Raw genomic sequence first — 19,364 nt, forward strand, 5'->3', positions numbered from 1 at the left:
GCAAAGTCCCCTGTACTGAATTTCGGCTGATCGAATGAAGCGATTGATGGATGCAGTAAAGCCCTAACATGCAGCATACGCTGCCCATTAAATCACGGCCATGGTCCTGTTCTTGAGATCCGTCACCAGCATCAGGCCGGGCGAATGCGTGATCGCGAACGGGAGCTTGGCGGCGTTGATGACGGATTGCGGCGTCACGCCGCAGGCCCAGAACACCGGAATCTCGTCGTCGGCGACCGGCACCGGATCGCCGTAGTCCGGCTTGGCGATGTCCTTGATGCCGATCAGATGCGGATGGCCGAGATGGACGGGCGCGCCGTGCACGGCGGGATAGCGCGAGGTGATCTGCACCGCGCGGATCGCATCCGAAGGCTTGAACGGACGCATCGACACCACCATGGGGCCGGCGAACGGACCGGCCTCGCCGCAGGCGATGTTGGTACGATACATCGGCACGCGCACATTGCGCTCGATGTGCCGGATCGGCATGCCCTCGTCGAGCAAGGCTTCTTCGAACGAGAAGGAGCAGCCGAGCACGAAGGTCACGAGATCGTCGCGCCAATGCTTCGTCACATCGGTCGGCTCGTCGACGACCTCGCCGTCGCGCCAGACGCGGTAGCGCGGCACGTCGGTGCGGATGTCGAGATCGGCGCCGAGCGAAGGGATGTGCGGACTGCCGACATCGGACATGCCGATGATCGGGCACGGCTTCGGATTGAGCTGGCAGAAGCGATGAAAGGCGCTGGCATATTCCGCCGGCAGGATCGCCAGATTGCCCTGGACGAAGCCGGGGGCGACGCCTGCGGTGGAGGCGACCAGCCCTTGCCGGTAGGCAAGCCGCGCCTTGCGGCTCGGAAGGGCGTCGGGCGTTTCAGTTTGCTGCACTGCCACCAAAACAGTCATGTAATCGACCTGCCTATAAACTCGACAAAGACAGCCAACACCAAGCGTGCTATAAAGTCTAATCGTCCTTTCTAATCGATATCGATAAATCTATTTTATCGGCAAGGAAAATCCTTTCAATGCTGGACTTCAGGTCGATCGAGACTTTTCTCTGGGTCGTAAAGCTCGGCAGCTTCCGCGGCGCCGCAGCACGGCTCAATACGACCCAGCCGGCGATCTCCCAGCGCATCGCCCAGCTCGAGCGCGAGATGGGCGTCAAGCTGCTCAACCGCGACCACCGCGTCGCCTCGCCGACGCCGAGCGGCCGGCAGATGATGGTCTATGCGGAGAAGCTGATCGGCCTGCGCGCTCAGATGATGGCGGAGATCGGCGACCGCTCGGCGATGCGCGGCGTGATGCGGCTCGGCGTCGCTGAGACCATCGTGCACACCTGGCTGCCGCGCCTCGTGAAGAGCGTGAACCAGGTCTATCCGAATCTATCGCTCGAGATCGAGGTCGACATCACGCCCAACCTCACCGCGCGCCTGCTCGCGCAGGAGATCGAGCTTGCCTTCGTGGTCGGACCGTTGTCGGCGTCGGGCGTGCATAATCGCGTGCTCGCAGATTACCCGATCGGCTTCCTCGCAAGCCCTTCGCTCGGCCTCGGCAAAGGCCGGGTGACACCGGCGGAGCTTGCGCGGTTTCCGATCATCACCTTCCCGCGCAAGACCAAGCCTTACGAGGTCGTGCGCGAGGTATTCGACCGGCCGGAGCTGCCGCCGATCCGGCTGCACGCGTCCGCATCGCTAGCGACCGTTATCCACATGGCGGTCGAAGGCCTCGGCGTCGCCGTGATCCCCGACGCGATCGTCGAGAACGAGCTCGCCGACGGGCGGTTACAGCTGCTCGACACCGATCTTGCGATCGCACCGCTGACGTTCACCGCTAGCTGGCTCGCCTCGCCCGACGTCGTCGCCGTGGAGCGCGTCGCCGAGCTTGCACGGCAGATTGCGCAGAGCAGCCTCGCAGTTGACGCGCCCGCGCTGGCGCGTCATTGAAAAAGGCGCCGGACAACCTTCAACGTCATTCCGGGGCGATGCGACAGCATCGAACCCGGAATCTCGAGATTCCGGGTTCGGCTCTTCGAGCCGCCCCGGAATGACAACTGAGAGACTGACCGCATGAGCCGAGCCGCCACCAATCTGCAAATCGATTCCGCCCGCCTCTGGGGCTCCATCCACGAGACCGCGCAATTCGGCGCGACGGCCAAAGGCGGTGTGCGGCGGCTAACGCTGAGCAGCGAAGACAAGCAGGTACGCGACTGGTTCCGCCAGGCCTGCGAGGACGCTGGTCTCGAAGTGCACACCGACGCACTCGGCTCACAATTCGGCCTGCGCAAGGGCCGCGACATGTCGAAGCCGCCCGTCGGCATCGGCTCGCATCTCGACACCCAGCCGACCGGCGGCAAGTATGACGGCATTCTGGGCACGCTCGGCGCGCTGGAGGTGATCCGCACGCTGAACGATGCCGGCATCGAGACCGAAGCGCCGATCTGCGTCGTCAACTGGACCAACGAGGAAGGCTCGCGCTTCGCGCCCGCGATGATGGCCTCCGCCGCCTATGTCGGCGACTTCACCACCGACGACATTTTGTCCCGCAAGGACGCCGAGGGCACGACCGTCGGCCAGGCGCTGGACAGCATCGGCTATCGCGGCGACAAGCCGGTCGGCTTCCAGAAGCTTGGCTGCTTCGTCGAATTGCACATCGAGCAAGGCCCGATCCTGGAGGCCGAGGGCAAGACCATCGGCGTGGTCGATTCCGGCCAGGGCGTGCTGTGGTATGACGGCAAGATTTCCGGTTTCGAGAGCCATGCCGGATCCACGCCGATGCCGCTGCGGCGCGACGCGCTGGCGACGCTGTCGGAGATCGTGCTGGCGATGGAATCCATCGCGAAGAAGCACGGACCGAATGCGGTCGGCACCATCGGCGAAGCCGTGATCGCAAACCCCTCGCGCAACGTCATTCCGGGCGAGATCGCCTTCACCATGGATTGCCGCAGCGCGGACGGCGCCATCATGGACGCGCTCGATCGCGATCTGCGCGCCGCAATTGCCGAGATCGCCGCGCGCCGCAAGGTCGAGGTCAAGATCGACCTGGTCTGGCGCAAGCCGCCGACGCATTTCGATCCCAAGCTGATCTCGGCGGTCGAGAACGCGGCAAAGACGCTCGGCTATTCCTCGCGCCGCATCACCTCCGGCGCCGGCCACGACGCCTGCAACCTCAACACGATCATGCCGGCGGCGATGGTGTTCGTGCCCTGCAAGGACGGCATCAGCCACAACGAGCTGGAGGATGCGACGCAGCCGGACTGCACTGCTGGCACCAACGTTCTCATGCATACCGTGCTGGCGATCGCCGGCGTCGCGTCCTGACCGGAGAGAGCCATGCGCGGAGTTTTCGTCGACGCCAATGAAGCGCTAGCCGTGATCATGGAACGGCTGGAGAAGCCCGGGGATCCCAAGGTGCGGATCCACCGGGATCCCGACATCAAGCCCGAGCAATATCCTGACATCCTCGATGGCGCCGAGATCGCCATCGTCGATCACACCGCGCTGCCGACCGAGGTGGCGAAGAAGTGCACCGGCCTCAAGCACGTCGTGTTCCTCGGCACCGGCGCGCGCAGCTACATGAACCCTGAGGAGCTGGCGGAACTCGGCATCTCCGTGCATCTGATCAAGGGCTATGGTGATACCGCGGTCGCCGAATCCGCAATCGCGCTGATGTGGGCGTCGGCCCGCGGCATCGCGATGATGGACCGCGAGATGCGCGTCGGCAACTGGCTGCGCGAAGACGGCATGCAGCTCACCGGCAAGACACTCGGCCTGATCGGTTTCGGCGGCATCGCCGCCGAGGTCGCGCGCATTGCGTCCGGCAGCGGCATGAAGGTGATCGCCTGGAATCGCTCGCCGAAGAGCCATCCGGGCGTGGAATTCACCGATCTCGACAGCGTGCTGGCAAGGAGCGACGTCGTGTCGCTGCACCTGCTGCTCAACGACGAGACGCGCGGCATGATCACGCGCGAGAAGATCGCAAAAATGAAGCGTGGTGTCATCCTCATCAACACCGCCCGCGCCGCTGTCGTCGACGAGGCCGCCATGATCGACGCGCTGAAATCCGGCCACATCCGCCATGCCGGCCTCGACGTCTTCAACATCGAGCCGCTGCCCGGCGATCATCCGCTCACAAAACTGCCGAATGTGACGCTGTCGGCGCATTCGGCGTTCCGTACACCGGAGGCGAGCGAGAACCTGATTGGCGCGGCGTGGGAGCACTGCCGCCGGATCGTGAATTCGTAGGGTGGGTTAGCCCTGCAGTACGCGAAGCGCATCTGCAGGGCCTAACCCACCTCTGTCTATTCCGCGGAGACTGAAGAGGCGGGTTACGGCTTCGCCTAACCCACCCTACGTCCTCCCCCCGCCAAATTGTGAAGGGATAAGAGCAATAACAATGGCCGACTATCGCACCATCAAGGCAGAGCCGCTCACCAACGCCATTCGTGCCATCGTCAAGGCGGGCGGGTCTTCGGACCGCGAAGCCGAGCTCGTGGCCACCAATCTGGTCGAGGCCAACCTCAAGGGCCATGACTCCCATGGCGTCGGCATGATCCCGCGCTATGTCCAGAGCGTCACCAATGGTGGCCTCGCGGTGAACGCGCACGTCAAGATCGTGCTCGACACCGGTCCGCTCCTCACTCTCGACGGCCTCACCGGCTACGGGCAGGTGATCGGTCATGAAGCAATGGAGCTGGCAGCCGAACGCGCTAAGCGAAACGGGGTGTGCCTCGTCGGCCTCTCCAATTCGCATCACATCGGTCGCATCGGCCACTGGGCTGAGCAGTGCATCGACCACGGACTGGTCTCGATCCACTTCGTCAACGTCATTTCCCGCCCGATCGTGGCGCCCTGGGGCGGCAGCGATGCGCGCCACGGCACCAACCCGTTCTGCGTCGGCATCCCGCGCGCCGGCAAGGACCCGATCGTGCTCGACTTCGCCACCAGCAGGATCGCACAAGGCAAGACCCGCGTCGCCCACAACAAGGGTGTCGCGCTCGAGCCTGGCACCATCATCGACAATGAAGGCAAGCCCACCACCAACCCGCGCTACACCGTGATCCCGCCGCACGGCGCCATCCTCCCCTTCGGCGAGCACAAGGGCTCCGGCCTCGCGCTGGTCTGCGAAATCCTCGGCGGCGCGCTCTCCGGCGGGCAGGTGGTCAAGGGCCCCTCCGACGGCAAGTACAACGTCCTCAACGGCATGCTCTCGATCGTCATCGATCCCGGCAAGCTCGGCACCGGCGAAAACCTCGCGCGCGAAGTCGAGAGTTTTGTTGCCTGGCAAACCGGCTCGCCGCCTGCCCCCGGCGTCGACAAGGTCAGAATCGCCGGCGAGCCCGAGCGCGAGACCAAGAAGAAGCGCCTTGCCGAAGGCATTCCGGTCGATCCGACAACCTGGCAGGAGATCATCGAGGCCGGGAAGAAATTCGGGCTGGATCAGACGGCGATCGAGGACATCGCTGGCTGATCGAGAACGAAATAGAAATCGTAGGGTGGGTTAGCCGCAGGCATAACCCACCACCTTCTTCGCCGAGAGGTGGGTTACGCCAAGCAGATGCGCTTTGCGCATCTGCTTGGCTAACCCGCCCTACGCATTCTCCGTCAATCCACCATATCCGCGACGGCCTTGCCGCAGGCCGTGGTGTCGGCGTTGCCGCCGAGGTCCTTGGTGCGGAGCGTGCGTTCGGCCAGCGTGCGCTCGATCGCCTCGACGATCGATTGGCCGGCTTCCTTCTCGCCGAGATGCTCGAGCATCATGGCGCCCGACCAGATCGCACCGATCGGGTTGGCGATGCCTTGGCCGGCGATATCAGGCGCCGAGCCGTGCACCGGCTCGAACACCGAGGGGAAATCGCCCTCGGGGTTGATGTTGCCTGACGGCGCGATGCCGATCGTGCCGGTGCAGGCCGGACCGAGGTCGGAGAGGATGTCGCCGAACAAATTGGAGCCGACCACGACGTCGAACCAATCCGGATGCAGCACGAAGTTCGCGGTGAGAATGTCGATGTGGTACTTGTCCCACTTCACACCCGGAAACTTCTTGGCCATCGCCTCCACGCGCTCGTCCCAATAGGGCATGGTGATGGAGATGCCGTTGGACTTGGTCGCCGAAGTCAAATGCTTCTTCGGCCGCGACTGCGCGAGCTCGAAGGCGAACTTCAGGATGCGGTCGACGCCGGTGCGGGTCATCACCGTCTGCTGGGTCACGAACTCGCGGTCGGTGTCGGGGAACATGCGGCCACCGACGGAGGAATATTCACCTTCGGTGTTCTCGCGCACCACCCAGAAATCGATATCGCCGGGCTTGCGGCCCGCCAGCGGCGACGGCACGCCGGGCATCAGCCGCACCGGGCGCAGGTTCACATACTGGTCGAACTCCCTGCGGAATTTGATCAGCGAGCCCCACAGCGAGACGTGGTCCGGAATCTTGGCCGGCCAGCCGACCGCACCGAAATAGATCGCATCGTGCTTGCCGATCTTGTCCTTCCAGTCATCGGGCATCATCTGGCCGTGCTTCTCGTAATAGTCCCACGACGAGAAGTCGAAATGGTCGAAATGCAGGGAGACCCCGTGCTTCTTCGCCGCCGATTCCAGGACGCGCAGGCCCTCAGGCATCACTTCCTTGCCGATGCCGTCACCGGGAATGACCGCGATCCGGTATTGTTTCTTGCTCATCGAGAACGTCCTTGGTTGGTCCGGCAGCCGCCGCCTTTTGACCGCACTGCAATGGACCAAACGCAGCGGCAGCGCAACGCTGCACTGCAATGTTGACCATGGCGCGGCCAAGCGCCTACTGATTTTATCCTGTTCCTATCCTGCGAGTACCCTCATGGATCTGCATCTGCGTGGCAAGCGCGTCCTGATCACGGGCGCGTCCAAGGGCATTGGCGCCGCAGCCGCCGAAGCGTTTGCCGAGGAAGGCGCACACCTCCTGCTCGCCGCCCGCAACGGCGACCAGCTCAAGGCGCTGGCCGAGCGCCTGCGCTCCGCCCACCAGATCGATGCCGCAACGAGCATCGTCGATCTTCGCAAGGCTGAGGATCTGGCGCGGCTCGCGAAGGAAGCGGCCGACATCGACGTGCTCGTCAACAATGCGGGCGACATCCCCGGCGGCTCGATCGACAAGATCGACGAGGCGACCTGGCGTCACGCCTGGGAATTGAAAGTGTTCGGCTATATCAACCTGACGCGGCAGATCTACGCGCAGATGAAGGCGAAGGGCGGCGGCGTCATCGTCAACGATATCGGCGCGGCCGGCGAAAAATTCGACGCCAACTACATCTGCGGCAGCGCCGGCAATGCCGCGCTGATGGCCTTCACCCGCGCGCTCGGGGGAAAAAGTCTCGCCGACAACATCCGCGTGGTCGGCATCAATCCCGGCCCCGTCGGCACCGATCGCCACGTCACCCTGCTGAAGACGCGGGCCAAGCACCAGTTCGGCGACGAGAACCGCTACAAGGAATTCCAGAAGAGCCTGCCGCTCGGCCGTCCCGCGCATGCGCGCGAGATCGGCGACCTCATGGCGTTCCTGGCGTCGGACCGCGCCGGGTATACGTCGGGTGTGATCTACACGGTCGACGGCGGCATCAGCGCTGGATGGGTTAACTGACCTCGGGGACCGTCGTTCCGGGGCGATGCAAAGCATCGAACTATGGTGCGCGATTGCGCACCTGAGAACCTCGAGATTCCGGGTTCGCCCTTCGGGCGCACCGGAATGACAATCTAGAGCTAGGAGTACAATAATTGTCTCAAGACCTGATCCGTGAAACCGCCTGCGCCGTCGTCGACAAGCTGCGGTCCGGCGATGTCTCGCCGCTCGAACTGCTGGATGTCGTGGAGAAGCGCATCAGTGAAGTCGACGGCAAGGTGAACGCGCTGCCGATCCTGTGTTTCCAGCGCGCGCGGGACAGCGCCAAGGCCTTGATGCGGAAACCCGCCGGCGCGCGGGGGCTGCTCGCGGGCCTGCCGGTGCCGATCAAGGATCTGACCGACGTTGCGGGCGTACTGAACACGCAGGGCTCGCCGATCTTCAAGGACAATATCCCTGCCAAGTCCGACCTCATGGTCGAGAACCTCGAGGCCAACGGGGCGGTCGTCTACGCCAAATCCAACACGCCGGAATTCGGCGCCGGCGCCAACACCTTCAACGAGGTGTTCGGCGCGACCCTCAATCCCTGGGATACTTCAAAATCCGCGGCGGGCTCTTCCGGCGGCGCGGCCGTGGCGCTGGCCACCGGCATGGCCTGGCTGGCGCAGGGCTCCGACATGGGTGGCAGCTTGCGCAGCCCCGCGGCTTTCTGCGGCGTCGTCGGCATGCGCCCGAGCATCGGCCGCGTCGCGCATACCCCCAAATCCGGCATCGATCGCAATCTCGGCGTGGTCGGCCCGATGGCGCGCAACGTCGAGGATCTCGCGCTGCTGCTGGATGCGATGAGCGGCGACTACGCGGACGATCCGCTGTCGCTGCCGGCGCCCACGACCTCATTCCTGTCGGCGGCTCAGTCCGGCAAGAAGCCGAAGCGCATCGCCTATTCGCCCGATCTCGGCATTACGCCTGTCGATCCCGAGGTGAAGGCGATCACGCGAAAGGCGGCGGAACGCTTTGCCGAGGCCGGCGCCATCGTCGAGGAAGCGCATCCGGACTGGCGCGAGGCGCATGAATGCTTCCACGTGCTGCGCGCCTTCGATTTCGCGATCACCAAGGCCAATCTGCTGCGCACCAAGCGTCACCTGCTCAAGCCCGAGGTGATCTGGAACATCGAGGAAGGCCTCAAGCTCACGGTCGAGCAGCTCGAACGCGCCGAGGCCCAGCGCGTCGGCATGACTGCGCGGGCGGTCGAGTTCTTCAAGACCTACGATTTGTTGCTGACGCCCACCACGATCGTGCCGCCCTTCCCGATCGAACACCGCTATGTCGCCGAATGCGCCGGCAAGAGGTTCGACAATTACGTCGAGTGGCTCGGCATCGTCTACGCCATCACGCTCGCCTGCTGCCCCTCGCTGTCGTTGCCGTGCGGCTTCACGGCGTCTGGCCTGCCGGTCGGCGTGCAGGTCGTTGGCGCACCAAGGGGCGATGCGCAGGTGCTCGCGGGCGCGAAGGTGCTGGAGGATATTCTGGGCCTGCGCAACACGACGCCGATCGATCCGAAGGTGCAAAAGTAATCTCACTCTCGCAGCGCAGCGCCTCTTCGGCGGTGCGCTGCAGAGCGGGGCCCATCCTTCCACGACTTCCCCGTGCATCTTCTGGGTCCCGGCTCTGCGGCACAGCGCTGATGCGCTGCGCCTTGTCCGGGACACGAGATCCTCACGTTCGACTCGTCGCCTCGAGGCTGCGGCTGTAGCGCGACATTGCGAAGCAGAAGATGAAATAGATCGAGGCGACGAAGATGTAGACCTCGACCGAGAACTGCTGCCAGGCGGGATCGATGATCGCCGTCTTCGCCGTCGTCAGCAGATCGAAGATGCCGATGATCAGGACGAGGCTGGTGTCCTTGAAGAAAGCGATGAAGGTGTTGACCAGCGGCGGAATGACATGGCGGATCGCCTGCGGCAGGATGATCAGCCGGTTCTTGCGCCAATAGGACAGCCCCAGCGCATCGGCAGCCTCGTATTGCCCGCGCGGCACGGCCTGAAGGCCGCCGCGGATGACTTCGGCGAGATAGGCACCCGCAAACAGGATGATCGCGATCTGTGCGCGGAGCAGCTTGTCGATATTGAATCCACTGGGCATGAACAGCGGAAACATCACGCTTGCCATGAACAGCAGGCTCACCAGCGGCACGCCGCGGATCAGCTCGACATAGAGCACGCTGAGCGAGCGGATCGCCGGCAGCTTCGAACGCCGGCCGAGCGCGACGAGAATGCCGAGCGGAAACCCGAATGCAAGGCCAAACGTCGCCAGGATCAGCGTGACCGGCAGGCCGCCCCAACGATCCTGCGAAACGAAGGAAAGGCCGAGCACGCCGCCCCACATCAGTACGCTGATCAGCGCGAGCGCTCCGATCCAGAGAAGGACCAGCTCGCGCCGCCACAAAGCGCGACGGGTGGAGAGGTAGAACAGCGCGATGAACAGCAATACCGACAGCGCCGGCCGCCACTGCTCGTCGAACGGATAGGTGCCGAACAGGATGAAGCGGTACTTTTCGGGAATGATCGCCCAGCAGGCGCCGAGGCCACGCACAGCGCGGCAGGCACTGGAATCGTTCGCCGGGGTCAGCCACACGGCATTGGCGATGCCCCACTGCACGAAACTGAAGATGCCCTTGGCGAGGATCGCCAGCAGCACGACGGTGAGGATACCGTTCGGGATCGACGAGAACAGATTGGTGCGCAGCCAGCGCAACGCCGGATTTCCCGTCTGCGGACGGCGGGCGGCGCGCGGCACTTCCGGCATGTCGGCGATCGCGGTCATGTTCAGCGCTCCACCAGCGCGATGCGCGAATTGTACCAGTTCATGAAGAAGCTGATGGAAAGGCTGATGGTCAGGAACACCGCCATGATTAGCGCGATCGCCTCGATCGCCTGCCCGGTCTGGTTCAGCGTGGTGTTGGCGATCGAGACCACGTCCTGGTAGCCGATCGCGACCGCGAGCGAGGAATTCTTGGTCAGGTTGAGATACTGGCTCGTCATCGGCGGCACGATGACGCGCAGCGCCTGCGGCAGGATGATCTGTCGCAGCATGAAGCTGCGGCGCAGGCCAAGCGCGTTGGCAGCATCCCACTGTCCGCGTGGCACCGACTGGATGCCGCTGCGCACGATCTCGGCAATGAAGGCCGAGGTGTAGGTGACGAGCGCGATCAGCAGCGCAAAATATTCCGGGGCAAGCGTCAGCCCGCCGACGAAATTGAAGCCGCGCAGCTCCGGCCATTCGATCTTCCAGGACACGCGAAGCAGTACTGACACCAGCACGGGCAACGCGAGGATGAAGCTCACCGCAAAGGGCCATACCGGCCGCGGCTTGCCGTCGCGCATCTGCTGCGCGATCAGCCATCGCCGGATGAGATAGACCACGGCAAGGCCGAACACCGCCGTGCCGAGCACCCAAAGCTGCGGCGGGCCAAGCGGAATGGCCGGCAGGATCAGGCCGCGATTTGACAGGAACACGCCCTCGATCGGCCGCCATGCCGCGCGCGCGGCCGGCAGCGCCTGCATCAGCACGTACCAGAACAGGAGCTGAAGCAGCAGCGGGATGTCGCGGAGCGTTTCGACATAGACGGCGGCGAGTCGTGACAGCAGCCAGTTGGCCGACAAGCGCGAGATGCCGATCAGCGTGCCCAGGATGGTCGCGAGCACGATGCCGATCACGGCGACGCGCAAGGTGTTGCCGACGCCGACGACGAAGGCCCAGAGATAGGTGTCTCTCGGATTATAGGCGAGCAGGCTGTCGGCGATCGGCATGCCGGCCTCGCGGCCGAGGAAGGCAAAGCCGGTGGTGATGCGGCGCGCCGAGAGGTTGGTGACGGTGTTGGACCAGAGAAACGCGATGACCGCGACCGCGATCCCGACCACCAGCACCTGCCAGAACAGGCCCTGCAACTCGCGGCGTCCCCATGCGCCGAACAGGCGGCGGCGCGGCGGTCTCCGAGCGTCCGTGGTCACAGCGCAAAAATCCTTCTTGAAGAGCGACGATTTCCGACGGCGCACGTCAACTGTTGCACCAATCTATATTTCGTGCAACAAATGTTTCATGCCCGAGCCCGCGAAATCCTCGCCGCTGAGCGAACTGCGCATTGCATTGCCATCGCTGCCGATGCGGCTGCAGGAAGTCGGGCGCTTCGTCGCCGCCAACGATTATGACGCCACCACCCGTTCGATGCGCGACCTCGCGGCCGAAGCCGGTGCCGATCCCGCCGCGTTCACGCGGCTCGCCAAGGCGATCGGTTATTCGGGCTGGGACGAATTGCGCGCGGCGCTGACCGAGGCGCGGCGACCATCGCAGACTTCGCCCTTCTCCGGCCGCGCCAGAAGCCGCCGGCCCGGCCCGAATGCCGATGTCGCGCTGGTCACCGACAAGCTCGAGGCCGAGGCCGCCGGCCTTCCGCGCATTCCGGCGCAGCCGATTGCGGAGGCCGCGCGCTCCCTGCATGAGGCCAAGCGGATCTGGATCGCCGGCTATCGCAGCTGCCGCAGTGTCGCTGAGTTGCTGAACTACGAGCTGCGGCTGTTCCGCCCCGAGCAGGTGCAACTCGTCGGCGTATCCGGTCCCGACGATCTCGATCTCGGCGCCTTCCGGCCCGGCGAGGCCGTCATCGTCATCGGCTTCCTGCCTTACACGCATGCGAGCGTCCGCGTCGCGCAAGCCGCCCATCACAGCGGCGCAACGCTGATTGCCATCGCGGACAGCCTCTCTGCGCCGATGGCCGAGGGCGCCGACCACGTGCTGCTGTTCGAGGCGGCCTCCTCTCCCGGCTTCTTCCCGAGTCTCACCGGCGCCATCGCGATCGCGCAGTCGCTCGCCGCGGTGACGTTCTCGCTCGGCGGCGTGGCTGCGAAGAAGCGCCTGGAGACTACCGAGGCGCGGCTCACTGCTGCCTCCATCTACGTCTCGGAGAAAGGTTGACCCATGGCCCCTCGCACCAGCCGCGTGCTGCACCGCTCGCTCCGCGAGACGCCGCCCAAGGCGATCGGCGGCGAAGGCGTCTATCTCTTTGCCGAGGACGGACGCCGCGTGATCGACGCTTCCGGCGGCGCAGCGGTCTCCTGCCTCGGCCATCAGCATCCACGCGTGATCGCGGCGATGGCGAAGCAGGCCTCGACGCTAGCCTATGCGCATACTGCTTTCTTCTCGTCCGAGCCGGCCGAGGCGCTCGCCGAGACGCTGGTCGGCCACGGGCCCGGCGGTCTCGCTTACGCCTACTTCGTCAGCGGCGGGTCCGAGGCGATCGAAGCCAGCATCAAGCTCGCGAGGCAATATTTCATCGAGCGCGGCGAGCCGCAGCGGCAACATTTCATCGCACGGCGGCAGAGCTACCACGGCAACACGCTGGGCGCCCTTGCGGCCGGCGGCAATGCCTGGCGCCGCGCGCCCTATGCGCCGCTGCTCTCGGCCGCCTTCAGTCATGTGACGCCGGCGTTTGCCTATCACGAGAAGCGCGACGGTGAATCCGATGCGCAGTTCGTGGCGCGCCTGGCGGCGGAGCTCGAAGCGGAATTTCAGCGGCTCGGTCCCAACACGGTCGCGGCGTTCCTCGCCGAGCCCGTCGTCGGCGCCACCGCCGGCGCGGTGACGGCACCGGACGGCTACTTCAGGGCGGTGCGTGAGATCTGCGACCGGCACGGCGCACTGCTCGTCCTCGACGAAGTCATGTGCGGCATGGGCCGCACCGGCACCACGCATGCCTGGGAGCAGGAAGGCGTCGCGCCGGACATCCAGGCGATCGCCAAGGGCCTCGGTGGCGGCTACCAGCCGATTGGGGCGATGCTCGCGAGCGGCAGGATCATCGACACCATCCGCGCGGGCTCAGGTGCCTTTCAGCACGGCCACACTTATCTGGCACATCCCCTCGCCTGCGCCGCCGCACTTGCGGTGCAAGAGGTGATCCGCGAGGACGGCCTGCTCGAGCGCGTGAAGGAGCGCGGCAAGCAGCTCGAACAGCGCCTGACCGAGCGCTTCGGCAATCACCGCCATGTCGGCGATATCAGGGGCCGTGGCCTGTTCTGGGCGATCGAGCTCGTCGCCGATCGCGCCAGCCGCGCCTCGTTCGATCCCGCGCTCAAGCTCAATCAGAAGATCAAGGCGGAGGCCTTCGCTAACGGGCTCGGCTGCTATCCCGGCGGAGGCACCGTGGATGGCGTGCGCGGCGACCACGTGCTGCTGGCACCGCCCTATATCGCCTCGGCCGACGAGATCGACCTGATCGTCGACAAGCTCGGCTCGGCCGTCGACAACGTGTTGCGTAGTGTCAATCACTGAGGGGAGTAGCATGATGAGGAAAGTGGTTATCGCAGCGAGCGTCCTCGCTGCATCGACGGTTGTCGCATCCGCCGCGACGCTCGATACGGTGAAGAGCCGTGGCACGCTGGTGTGCGGCGTCAGCGCCGGCTTTGCCGGCTTCTCGGCGCCCGACTCGCAAGGCAATTACAAAGGTCTCGACGTCGATTATTGCCGCGCGCTCGCTGCTGGCGTGCTCGGTGATGCCAGCAAGGTGCGCTACGTCTCGCTGACGGCGCAGAACCGCTTCACCGCCCTGCAATCGGGCGAGATCGACGTGCTCTACCGCAACTCGACGCAGACCTATCTGCGCGGTGTGACGCTGGGCCTGCGGCAGGGCCCGGTCAACTTCTACGACGGCCAGGGCTTTGTCGTGAAGAAGGACCTGGGCGTCAAGGACATCAAGGATCTCAAAGGCGCCACCGTCTGCGTGGCTCAAGGTACCACGCACGAAGTCACGCTCGGCGATTACGGCCGCGCCAACGGCATCGACTGGAAGCCGCTGGTATTCGACCGCGTCGACACCATGTACCAGACCTTCTTCGGCGGCCGCTGTGATGCCATGACCCAGGACGCCTCCGCACTCGCCGGCGCCGTGACCACCGCGGCGCCGAACCCGGCCGACTACGTCGTGCTGCCGCAGACGATCAGCAAGGAGCCGCTCGGGCCCTTCACCCGCAACGGCGACGAGGTCTGGAGCGACATCGTCACCTGGCTGCATTACGGCCTGATCGAGGCCGAGGAGCTCGGCGTGACGCAGGCCAATGTCGACGAGATGGCGAAGTCGCAGACGCCCGCGATCCAGCGCCTGCTGGGCGCCTCCGGCGACCTCGGCTCGCGGCTCGGGCTCGACAACAAATGGCTGGTCACCGCGATCAAGGTCACCGGCAATTACGGCGAGATCTACGAGCGCAATGTCGGCAAAGCAAGCCCGCTCAAGCTGGACCGCGGCCTCAATGGCCTCTGGAGCAAGGGCGGCTTGATGTACGCGGTGCCGTTCAAGTAGGGAGTTCACCTCTCCCCGCCTGCGGGGAGAGGTCGACCGCGCAGCGGTCGGGTGAGGGGGACTCTCCGCGAGTCCAACTCTCACCGTCCCCGCGGAGACTCCCCCCTCACCCCGACCCTCTCCCCGCAAGCGGGGCGAGGGAGACGAGACATCCCATGCGCATCGCCCTGATCCACGCCCTCAAGCATTCCATCGCCCCGATCGAAGCCGCGTTTGCAAAAGCGTGGCCGGAGGCGCGGCTGATGAACCTGCTCGACGACAGCCTGTCGGCGGATCTTGCCCGGGACGGTGCGCTCAACGATGCCATGACCGATCGCTTCCTCGCACTCGGCGATTATGCGGCGGCGACCGGGGCGAACGGGATCCTGTTCACCTGCTCGGCCTTCGGCCCCTGTATCGAGGCGGTCGCACGCGCGCATGCGCCGATGCCGGTGCTCAAGCCCAACGAAGCCATGATCGAGCGCGCGGCGACGATGGGCAGGCGCATCGGCCTGTTGTCCACTTTCCCCCCGACCCTTGTGTCGATGCCGCCGGAGTTTCCGGCCTCCGTCCAAATCGTGTCGAAGCTTGCCGAGGGCGCGCTGGCGGCGCTCGACCGCGGGGACCGCGCCACCCACGACCGGCTGATCGTCGAAGCGTCAAAGGACCTGCGAGATTGCGACGTCATCGCGCTGGCGCAGTTCAGCATCGCAGCAACGGCACCGCTGGTCTCGGAAGCGACTGGCCGTCCCGTCGTGACCACGCCTGACAGCGCGGTCGACAAGCTGATGAAGCTGCTGAAAGCGAAGGCTTAGGCACCTGTCGCTTTCCGACGCCGCACGTCCTTGATGGCAGCGGCGAGCGCGGCCTTCGTTTCGCTGACGAAATCCTCGACCAGTTCCTCGCGGGTGGCATGCGCGGCCTCGCCGGTGAACAGGCCCTGCTCGGCCAGCATCACCACGCCGTGCAACGCCGCCCAGATCTTGAGCGCCTGGCGCTCGCGCAAATAGCCGACGGCGGGCACTTCCAGGGCTTCGATCACGAGCGAAAAGGTCTCGCGCGTAGCCTCGTGCAGCTCGCTGCCCTTGGCGGCCCATGCCACCGTGCGGGACGCGAACATCAGGCGGTAGATGCCGTTCCGTCGCAATCCGAATTCGAGCATGGCCTGCGCCAGCCGCGACAGTTTAGATTGCGTTGACGGTTTCGCCATCGCCTCCCGAAAGATCGCGCTGAGCTGCCGGAATGCCTCCGCCGTCACCGCCGCGAGCAATGCCTCGCGATCGGCGAAATGCCGGTACGGCGCCGGCTGCGAGACGCCGAGCTGCTTCGCCAGCGCCTTGATGCTGATCGCCTCGGCACCGCCCTGCTCCGCCTCACGCAATGCGGCCTTGATCAGAGCATCGCGAAGGTCGCCATGATGGTAGGTGTTCGCAGGCTTGCGGGCGAGTTGTGAGCGCATGGTGTGGCGAACCTATAAGTTTGCGCTTGACAGGGAAAGCCTGCCGCGAATGTAATAGCATATAACTTAAAGCCCACGGCAAATGCCGCGGACAAAAATCGACATGAGGAACGCGCCGCCCTGCGGGCCCCGCGCATACGACCGAGGATGCCGCCATGACAGAGCGACTGAGGGTTCACGTGGATCCCGACAAATGCCAGGGCCACGCGCGCTGCAAGGCACTCGCGCCGGAACTTTTCGAGCTGGACGAATACGGCAACGCCCACGAAGCCGGCGACGGCACGGTCCCGCCGGGACTCGAGGACAAGGCGTGGCTTGCCAAATCCAACTGCCCGGAAATCGCGATCGATGTGATCGAGGAGTAGTGCGGCCTCTGCCGCCCCGCGTCCTTTCAGCGAACACGAGCCAAGGGATTCCCTGCCATGTCCGACGCCAGTCCGCCCGCCGCCCATCCGCCCGTCACCGACTGGGTCCATGATTTCGACCATACCGATCCGCAATGGACGGAGGATCCCTTCCCGATCTGGGACGAGCTGCGCGCAGCGAGCCCGGTTGTGCACACCGAGCGTTTCCTCGGCTGCTACATGCCGACGACCTATGAGGCGGTACGCGAGATCGCCAACGACACCGAGCATTTCTCCTCGCGCCGCATCATCGTGCGCGACGTCCGTCCCGAGGTGGCGAGGAACGCCGCACCGCCGATCACTTCGGACCCGCCCGTGCACAAGCCGGCCAAGCAGCTGCTGCTGCCGCCTTTCACGCCGGACGCGATGAAGAAGCTGGAACCGCGGATGCGCGCGATCTGCAACGAGCTGATCGACGGCTTCATCGCCGATGGCAAGGTCGACGCCGCCGCACGCTACGCCAAATATATCCCGGTTCGGGCCATCGCCCACATGCTCGGCATCCCCGAGAGCGACAGCGATGTCTTCATCAACTGGATCCACATGATCCTCGAGCTGGGCATCAAGGACGAGAGCAAGCTGCTGCAGGCCGTGCAGGAGATGAGCGCCTATTTCAGGACGCATATCGAAGAGCGCAGATCGAGGCCGACCAGCGATCTCATCTCCTATCTGATGAACGCCAAGGACAAGGAAGGTCAGCCGCTGGAAGAGTCGCACGTGCTGGGCTCGCTGCGCCTGCTCCTGATCGCCGGCATCGACACCACCTGGAGCGCGATCGGTTCCTCGCTCTGGCACCTCGCTAAGACGCCGGGCGATCGCGAACGGCTGATCGCCGAGCCAGGACTGATCCCGATCGCAGTTGAGGAGCTGCTGCGCGCCTATTCGCCGGTGACGATGGCCCGCGAGGTGGTCAAGGAGACCACGATCTCGGGCTGCCCGGTCAAGGCGGGCAACATGGTGCTGCTGTCCTTCCCGGCCGCAAATCGCGACCCCAAGATGTTTCCGGACGCTGACAAAGTCGTGATCGACCGTCGCGAAAACCGGCACGCCGCCTTCGGCCTCGGCATTCACCGCTGCGTCGGTTCCAACCTGGCGCGCATGGAGATGCAGGTTGCGCTGGAGGAATGGCTAAAACGCATTCCAGATTTCCGACTCGATCCGGCAGGCGCCGTGACCTGGTCACAGGGCACGGTGCGGGGCCCCCGCCAGTTGCCATTCTTGCTCGGAAAGGCGATGTAGGCCTTTCCAGACAACGGAGAGGCCGGGCATGACCGAACAAGCAATCGAGCCGGCCTCCGACTACATCGACATCGCCGACGCCAAGCGGCGGATCAAGGCAATCTTCATCGGCTCCATCGGCAATCTGGTCGAATGGTACGATTTCTACGCCTATACGGCGTTCGCGCTCTATTTCGCTCCCGCCTTCTTCCCTGGCAACGACCCCGTCGTGCAGCAATTGAACGTCGCCGTCGTCTTTGCGGCGACGTTCCTGATGCGCCCCCTGGGCGGCTGGTTCTTCGGCTATCTCGCCGACCATTTCGGACGGCGCATCTCGCTCACGCTCTCTGTCGTCTTCATGTGCTTCGGTTCGCTGATCATCGCGCTGACGCCGACCTATGCCACGATCGGATTCGCCGCGCCGGTCATCCTCGCGCTTGCACGCGTCATCGAGGGCCTGAGCCTCGGCGGCGAATATGGCGCCAGCGCCACCTATCTCAGCGAGGTCGCAGATCCCAGGCACCGCGGCTTCTATTCGAGCTTTCAATACGTCACCCTGATCGGCGGCCAGCTCACCGCGATCATCGTGCTGCTGCTCCTGCAAAAGGTCTTCCTCACCCCACAGGAGCTGAAGGACTGGGGGTGGCGTATCCCCTTCGCGATCGGCGCAGCGCTGGCGATCTTCGCAGCGGTGATGCGGCGCGGCCTGCACGAGACGGAGGCGTTCGAGGAAGCCAGGAAGGTGGTGAAGCCGACCGGCTCGATCACCAATTTGCTGCGTTATCCGCGCGAGCTCCTACTCGTGGTCGGCCTCACCGCCGGTGGCACCGCAGCGTTCTACACCTTCACCACCTACATGCAGACCTTCGTCAAGCTTTCGGTCGGGCTGACCGAGGACCAGACCACTTTCGTGATCTTCGGCACCTTGGTCTTCGCGACCATCCTCCAGCCAATCTACGGCGCGATCTCCGACAAGATCGGGCGCAAGCCGCTGCTGATCTTCTTCGGTGTCGCCGGCACGCTCGCGACCGTACCGCTGTTGATGACGCTGAAGGAGACCAAGTCGCCCTTCGTCGCGTTCGTCCTGATCTGCTGTGCCTGGCTGTTCGTCGCCGGTTACACCTCGATCAACGCCGTGGTGAAGGCCGAGCTGTTCCCGACCAATGTCCGCGCGCTCGGCGTCGGCCTGCCCTATGCCATCACGGTGTCGGTCTTCGGCGGCACGGCGCCGGCGATCGCGCTCTATTTCAAGAGCATCGGGCACGAGGAATGGTTCTACTTCTACCTCAGCGGCATCATCTGCCTGTCCTTGATCATCTATGCTACCATGCGCGACACCAAGCACACTTCGGCAATGCATCGGCACGAGTAG

At 64.8% G+C, this 19,364-nt stretch carries 18 protein-coding genes; 13 read left to right on the forward strand and 5 right to left on the reverse strand.

What is annotated here, in order from left to right; all coding sequences use genetic code 11:
* Nucleotides 1–87: 87 nt before the first annotated feature.
* Nucleotides 88–903 (reverse strand): putative hydro-lyase, encoded by an 816-nt coding sequence (locus GDN70_RS27660; RefSeq protein WP_028143392.1) that lies wholly within the window; start codon nucleotides 901–903, stop codon nucleotides 88–90.
* 119 nt (nucleotides 904–1,022) lie between these two features.
* Here GDN70_RS27660 and GDN70_RS27665 point away from each other — a divergent pair, with 119 nt between their 5' ends.
* The 4 genes from GDN70_RS27665 to GDN70_RS27680 all read left to right on the forward strand — a co-directional run bounded on the left by GDN70_RS27665 (nucleotide 1,023) and on the right by GDN70_RS27680 (nucleotide 5,463).
* Nucleotides 1,023–1,940 (forward strand): LysR family transcriptional regulator, encoded by a 918-nt coding sequence (locus GDN70_RS27665; RefSeq protein WP_018315615.1) that lies wholly within the window; start codon nucleotides 1,023–1,025, stop codon nucleotides 1,938–1,940.
* A gap of 123 nt (nucleotides 1,941–2,063) precedes the next feature.
* Nucleotides 2,064–3,314 (forward strand): Zn-dependent hydrolase, encoded by a 1,251-nt coding sequence (locus tag GDN70_RS27670; RefSeq protein WP_038972755.1) that lies wholly within the window; start codon nucleotides 2,064–2,066, stop codon nucleotides 3,312–3,314.
* A gap of 12 nt (nucleotides 3,315–3,326) precedes the next feature.
* Nucleotides 3,327–4,238, forward strand: coding sequence for an NAD(P)-dependent oxidoreductase (locus GDN70_RS27675; protein ID WP_028143394.1), 912 nt, complete (start codon nucleotides 3,327–3,329; stop codon nucleotides 4,236–4,238).
* Nucleotides 4,239–4,389: 151 nt separating this feature from the next.
* A complete protein-coding gene (locus GDN70_RS27680) occupies nucleotides 4,390–5,463 on the forward strand; it encodes a malate/lactate/ureidoglycolate dehydrogenase (RefSeq protein WP_028143395.1) in 1,074 nt (357 codons plus the stop codon).
* Nucleotides 5,464–5,597: 134 nt separating this feature from the next.
* Here the strand turns inward: GDN70_RS27680 and GDN70_RS27685 are convergent, their stop codons facing one another.
* Nucleotides 5,598–6,671: a tartrate dehydrogenase gene (locus GDN70_RS27685; protein ID WP_028143396.1), complete on the reverse strand. Its 1,074-nt coding sequence runs from the start codon at nucleotides 6,669–6,671 to the stop codon at nucleotides 5,598–5,600.
* 154 nt (nucleotides 6,672–6,825) lie between these two features.
* On the opposite strand from GDN70_RS27685, the gene GDN70_RS27690 reads away from it, so the two are divergent.
* Both GDN70_RS27690 and GDN70_RS27695 read left to right on the forward strand, forming a co-directional pair.
* Entirely contained in the window at nucleotides 6,826–7,605 is a 780-nt protein-coding gene (locus tag GDN70_RS27690; RefSeq protein WP_152103295.1) for an SDR family oxidoreductase, read from the forward strand.
* 134 nt (nucleotides 7,606–7,739) lie between these two features.
* A complete protein-coding gene (locus GDN70_RS27695; protein WP_097669160.1) occupies nucleotides 7,740–9,158 on the forward strand; it encodes an amidase in 1,419 nt (472 codons plus the stop codon).
* A 142-nt stretch (nucleotides 9,159–9,300) separates the two neighbouring features.
* Here GDN70_RS27695 and GDN70_RS27700 read toward each other — a convergent pair whose 3' ends face one another.
* Both GDN70_RS27700 and GDN70_RS27705 read right to left on the reverse strand, forming a co-directional pair.
* Entirely contained in the window at nucleotides 9,301–10,407 is a 1,107-nt protein-coding gene (locus tag GDN70_RS27700) for an amino acid ABC transporter permease (RefSeq protein WP_038947085.1), read from the reverse strand.
* Between the two features lie 2 nt (nucleotides 10,408–10,409).
* Nucleotides 10,410–11,594 carry an amino acid ABC transporter permease gene (locus GDN70_RS27705; protein WP_038947084.1) on the reverse strand — a complete coding sequence of 395 codons (1,185 nt, stop codon included), beginning with the start codon at nucleotides 11,592–11,594 and terminating at the stop codon, nucleotides 10,410–10,412.
* Nucleotides 11,595–11,682: 88 nt separating this feature from the next.
* Here GDN70_RS27705 and GDN70_RS27710 point away from each other — a divergent pair, with 88 nt between their 5' ends.
* From GDN70_RS27710 to GDN70_RS27725, 4 genes are all read left to right on the forward strand, one after another.
* Complete coding sequence (locus GDN70_RS27710) at nucleotides 11,683–12,555, forward strand: MurR/RpiR family transcriptional regulator (protein ID WP_152103296.1); 873 nt, start codon at nucleotides 11,683–11,685, stop codon at nucleotides 12,553–12,555.
* Nucleotides 12,556–12,558: 3 nt separating this feature from the next.
* Entirely contained in the window at nucleotides 12,559–13,908 is a 1,350-nt protein-coding gene (locus GDN70_RS27715) for an aspartate aminotransferase family protein (RefSeq protein WP_152103297.1), read from the forward strand.
* Between the two features lie 10 nt (nucleotides 13,909–13,918).
* Entirely contained in the window at nucleotides 13,919–14,932 is a 1,014-nt protein-coding gene (locus GDN70_RS27720; RefSeq protein WP_028143403.1) for an amino acid ABC transporter substrate-binding protein, read from the forward strand.
* 155 nt (nucleotides 14,933–15,087) lie between these two features.
* Nucleotides 15,088–15,726, forward strand: coding sequence for an aspartate/glutamate racemase family protein (locus GDN70_RS27725; protein WP_028143404.1), 639 nt, complete (start codon nucleotides 15,088–15,090; stop codon nucleotides 15,724–15,726).
* Here the strand turns inward: GDN70_RS27725 and GDN70_RS27730 are convergent.
* Entirely contained in the window at nucleotides 15,723–16,370 is a 648-nt protein-coding gene (locus GDN70_RS27730) for a TetR/AcrR family transcriptional regulator (protein ID WP_028143405.1), read from the reverse strand. The two genes, GDN70_RS27725 and GDN70_RS27730, sit on opposite strands and share 4 nt — an antisense overlap.
* Nucleotides 16,371–16,525: 155 nt before the next feature.
* Here GDN70_RS27730 and GDN70_RS27735 point away from each other — a divergent pair, with 155 nt between their 5' ends.
* From GDN70_RS27735 to GDN70_RS27745, 3 genes are read left to right on the forward strand one after another with little or no spacing between them, the layout of a single operon-like run.
* Nucleotides 16,526–16,735 carry a ferredoxin gene (locus tag GDN70_RS27735; protein WP_007607931.1) on the forward strand — a complete coding sequence of 70 codons (210 nt, stop codon included), beginning with the start codon at nucleotides 16,526–16,528 and terminating at the stop codon, nucleotides 16,733–16,735.
* 57 nt (nucleotides 16,736–16,792) lie between these two features.
* Nucleotides 16,793–18,013: a cytochrome P450 gene (locus GDN70_RS27740; protein WP_095426340.1), complete on the forward strand. Its 1,221-nt coding sequence runs from the start codon at nucleotides 16,793–16,795 to the stop codon at nucleotides 18,011–18,013.
* A 28-nt stretch (nucleotides 18,014–18,041) separates the two neighbouring features.
* Nucleotides 18,042–19,364: an MFS transporter gene (locus tag GDN70_RS27745; RefSeq protein ID WP_152103298.1), complete on the forward strand. Its 1,323-nt coding sequence runs from the start codon at nucleotides 18,042–18,044 to the stop codon at nucleotides 19,362–19,364.

Source organism: Bradyrhizobium sp. TM102 (assembly GCF_009176685.1).
Classification (GTDB): domain Bacteria; phylum Pseudomonadota; class Alphaproteobacteria; order Rhizobiales; family Xanthobacteraceae; genus Bradyrhizobium; species Bradyrhizobium ottawaense.